The organism is Microbacterium sp. (genome assembly GCF_030149085.1).
GTDB lineage: Bacteria > Actinomycetota > Actinomycetes > Actinomycetales > Microbacteriaceae > Microbacterium.
The window spans coordinates 1-4,144 of sequence record NZ_JASBSF010000184.1 but is presented as its reverse complement, the minus strand read 5'-3'; the positions used below and the strand labels follow the sequence as shown (position 1 = coordinate 4,144).

The 4,144-nt window shown below is 67.4% G+C and carries 4 protein-coding genes; all 4 read left to right on the top strand.

Features of this window, described 5'->3' with window-relative positions; translation table 11 throughout:
- The first annotated feature begins 17 nt into the window (after positions 1-17).
- Entirely contained in the window at positions 18-1,628 is a 1,611-nt protein-coding gene (locus Q1V87_RS07525) for an MFS transporter (protein WP_300591533.1), read from the top strand.
- Positions 1,591-2,643: a 3-isopropylmalate dehydrogenase gene (locus Q1V87_RS07520; RefSeq protein WP_300591532.1), complete on the top strand. Its 1,053-nt coding sequence runs from the start codon at positions 1,591-1,593 to the stop codon at positions 2,641-2,643. The genes Q1V87_RS07525 and Q1V87_RS07520 overlap by 38 nt, the downstream gene beginning before the upstream one ends.
- 72 nt (positions 2,644-2,715) lie before the next feature.
- Positions 2,716-3,834, top strand: a complete 1,119-nt coding sequence (locus Q1V87_RS07515; RefSeq protein ID WP_300591531.1) for a branched-chain amino acid aminotransferase — start codon at positions 2,716-2,718, stop codon at positions 3,832-3,834.
- On the top strand, positions 3,831-4,144 hold a 314-nt coding region (locus Q1V87_RS07510), incomplete at its 3' end, for a fumarylacetoacetate hydrolase family protein (RefSeq protein ID WP_300591530.1). The genes Q1V87_RS07515 and Q1V87_RS07510, both read left to right, overlap by 4 nt.

The following is a 4,144-nucleotide window of genomic DNA, read 5'->3' as shown; positions in this document are numbered from 1 at the left end:
ATTCTGACGGTGACATGATGACGACCCTGACCGAAGACATCCGCATCGCCGAAAGCGAGGGGCGTCCGGTGACCTGGCGTGGCTGGGCTGCGCTGGTGGTGCTGATGCTGCCCGTGCTGTTGATCTCGGTCGACAACACGGTGCTGAGCTTCGCGCTGCCCGAGATCGCGCTCGCGCTCGCGCCGACAGCCGCGCAGCAGCTCTGGATCATCGACGCCTACCCGCTCGTTCTGGCAGGCCTGCTGGTCACGATGGGAACTCTTGGCGACCGGTTCGGTCGGCGACGGATGCTGCTGATCGGCGCCACCGGATTCGCTACAGTGTCGGCGCTGTCGGCCTTCGCCCCCTCGGCCGAATGGCTGATCGCGGGTCGTGCCGCCATGGGTCTGTTCGGTGCCATGATCATGCCCTCGACACTTGCGCTGCTGCGCAGCATCTTCACCCTCCGCAGTCAGCGACGCCTCGCGATCGCCATCTGGGCCTCGATGTTCTCGGCGGGTGCCGCCCTCGGCCCGATCGTCGGAGGAGTGCTCCTCGAACACTTCTCGTGGGGCTCCGTGTTCCTCATGGCGGTGCCCGTGCTCGTGCCGCTGCTGGTGTTCGCGCCGCTGCTCGTTCCCGAGAGCCGCAATCCGGATGCCGGGCGCATTGACGCCGTCAGCATCGTGCTGTCGATGGCGATGATGGTGCCGATCGTATGGGCCATCAAGGAGTTCGCCGTGCACGGATTCTCTGCGACGGTCAGCGTTGCGGCGATCGCGGGAGCGGGCTTCGGCATCATGTTCGTGCGGCGACAGCTGCACGCGCGCTCACCGATGCTGGATATGCGGCTGTTCACGCGGGGCAGCTTCAGCGGTGCCCTGCTCGTGAACCTGCTGAGCGTCATCTCGCTCGTGGGCTTCATGTTCTTCATCGCGCAGCATCTGCAGCTGATCGCCGGGCTGTCCCCGGTCCAAGCGGGCTTCGCGCTCGTGCCGTCGTTGGCCTCGGTCATCCTCGCAGGGCTGCTCGTCGTGCCCATCGCGTCCCGGATCCCACCCCGCGTCGTGGTACCCGCGGCGCTCATGTTCTCGATGAGCGGCTACCTCATCGTTGCGATGACGGCCGGTGGCGGCGACCTCGGGTGGCTCCTGCTCGCCAGCGTGCTGCTGGGCATCGGAATCGGCGCCGCCGAGACCGTGTCGAACGAACTCGTCCTGGCCAGCGCCCCGCCGAGCAAGGCCGGGGCGGCAAGCGCGGTTTCCGAAACGGCGTATGAGCTGGGTGCCGTACTCGGAACTGCTGTGCTCGGCAGCATCCTCACTGCCTCGTACCGGTCAGGCATCGTGATCCCCGCCGGGGTGCCCATTGACCTCGCGGCGCAGGCGCGGGAAACGCTGGCCGGCGCGTATGTCGTGGCGAGCGAGCTTGCTGCCCCGATCGCCGACGCGTTGCGCGCCGCCGCGGCAACCGCCTTCGACTCGGGTGTTGCGGTCACTGCCGCCGTCGGGGCCGGTCTCATGGTCCTGGCCGCCGTGATCGCGGCCACTACGCTGGGATCGGCGCCGTCGTCTGCGAGTCAGGCGGCACGATTCAAGAACGAGGAGAGCAATGTCGCGCGAGGTGAAGCTAGCCGTCATCCCCGGTGATGGCATCGGTGTCGAGGTCGTCGCCGAGGCCATGAAGGTTCTCGACGCGGTGACCGCAGGCAGCGACATCCGTTTCTCGAAGACCCCGTTCTCGCTGGGAGCCGCGCGTTACCTCGAGACCGGTGACACGCTGACGGATGCCGACCTCGACGCCATCAAGGAGCACGACGCGATCGTGCTCGGCGCGGTGGGCGGCGTTCCCGGCGACCCTCGCCTGAAGGACGCCAACATCGAGCGCGGGCTGCTGCTGAAGCTGCGTTTCGAGCTCGACCACTACGTCAACCTGCGCCCCTCGAAGCTCTACCCCGGTGCTCCGGGGCCGCTCGCGAACCCGGGTGAGATCGACTTCGTCGTCGTGCGCGAGGGCACGGAGGGGCCCTACGTCGGCAACGGCGGCGCGATCCGTAAGGGCACGCCGCACGAGGTTGCGAACGAGACATCCGTCAACACGGCGTTCGGTGTCGAGCGGGTCGTCCGGTACGCGTTCGCGCTCGCTGAGCGTCGCCGCAACAAGCTGACGCTCGTGCACAAGACCAACGTGCTCGTGCACGCCGGCGGAATCTGGCAGAGAATCGTGCGCGAGGTGGCAGAAGAGCACCCCGACGTCGCCGTAGACTATCTGCACGTCGATGCGGCCACCATCTTCCTGGTCACGAACCCCGACCGCTTCGACGTGATCGTCACCGACAACCTCTTCGGCGACATCCTCACCGACTTGGCCGGCGCCGTCACCGGAGGCATCGGCCTCGCCGCTTCGGGGAACATCAACCCCGACGGCGCGTTCCCCTCGATGTTCGAGCCCGTCCACGGATCGGCGCCCGACATCGCGGGTCAGCAGAAGGCCGACCCCACCGCTGCGATCCTGTCCATCGCGATGCTGCTCGATCACCTCGGGCTGCACGCGGAATCCGCCCGCGTCACCCGTGCGGTGGAGGAGGACATCGCGGACCGGGGCGATGCCGCCCGCACCACAGCGCAAATCGGTGACGCGATCGTGGCCCGCCTGCAGGCGTAGCCTGGAAGCACTCGGCTCCTTGCCGCGCCGGACGGATCCGCCACCGCCGCGCACGAACGACTGGATTTCGACATGACTCTTCTTGACACCGACCCCGACGCGGGCCTTGCGCCCCTGCAGTTCCAGGTGATGCGGAACCTGCAGGCCAAGACGGATGCCGAGCGTGAGGCGATCCTCGCCAACCCCGGCTTCGGTCAGCACTTCACCGACCACATGGTCGATATCTGCTGGTCGGTCGGCGGCGGGTGGCACCGCCCCCAGGTCAAGCCCTACGGTCCGCTTTCGCTCGACCCGGCGGCAGCTGTTCTGCACTACGCGCAAGAGGTCTTCGAGGGAATCAAGGCCTACCGCCACGCCGATGGCTCGGTCCACACGTTCCGTCCGGACCAGAACGGCCGCAGGCTGCAGCGCTCCGCGCGGCGTCTGGCTCTTCCCGAGCTGCCGGTGTCGTACTTCATCCAGTCGCTCGAGGAACTCGTCGCGCTCGACGGTGCATGGGTGCCCTCGGGTGAGAACCAGAGCCTCTACCTGCGTCCGTTCATGTTCGCCAAAGAGGCCTTCCTCGGCGTGCGTCCTGCCAACAAGGTCGGCTACTACGTCATCGCCAGCCCCGCGGGTGCCTACTTCAAGGGTGGCGTCACCCCCGTATCGATCTGGCTGAGCGAGGACTACTCGCGCGCCGGCAAGGGAGGCACCGGGGCTGCCAAGACCGGCGGCAACTACGCGTCGAGCCTGCTTCCCCAGTCAGAGGCCTACGAGAACGAGTGCGACCAGGTGGTCTTCCTCGATCAGGACGGCAACGTCGAAGAACTCGGCGGAATGAACATCGTGTTCGTCTTCAAGGGCGGCACCGTCGTGACGCCGCAGTCGGACTCGATCCTCGAGGGAGTCACCCGTGACTCGATCCTGCAGCTGGCAGCTGACCGCGGTCTTCACGTGCAGGGTCGCAACATCACGCTGCGCGAGTGGCGCGAGGGCGTGGCATCCGGTGACATTGTGGAGGTCTTCGCCTGCGGTACCGCCGCCGTGGTGACCCCCATCGGCGTGCTCAAGGGACGCGACTTCGTCGACCAGCAGCCCGTGGGCTCGCTCGCGCTCGAGCTGCGACAGGAGCTCACCGACATCCAGTACGGCCACGCCGAGGACCGCCACGGCTGGATGCACCGCCTCGACGTTCCCGCCCAGGCATGAGAATCGCGCGATTCCGGCACGAGGACGCGATCGCCTACGGCATCCTCGACGAGGGCGAACTCGTGGTGCTCGCGGGTGACCCGATGTTCGCCGGATACGAGACGACGGGGGAGCGCGTGCCGGTCGGTGAGGTGACGTTGCTCGCCCCGGTCATTCCCCGCTCGAAGGTCGTGTGCGTCGGTAAGAACTACCTCGATCACGCTGCGGAGATGGGAAGCGACGCCCCGGGCGAGCCGTTGCTGTTCCTGAAGCCCAACACGGCGGTCATCGGGCCTGACGAGCCGATCGTGCGTCCGTGGCAGTCGGAGCG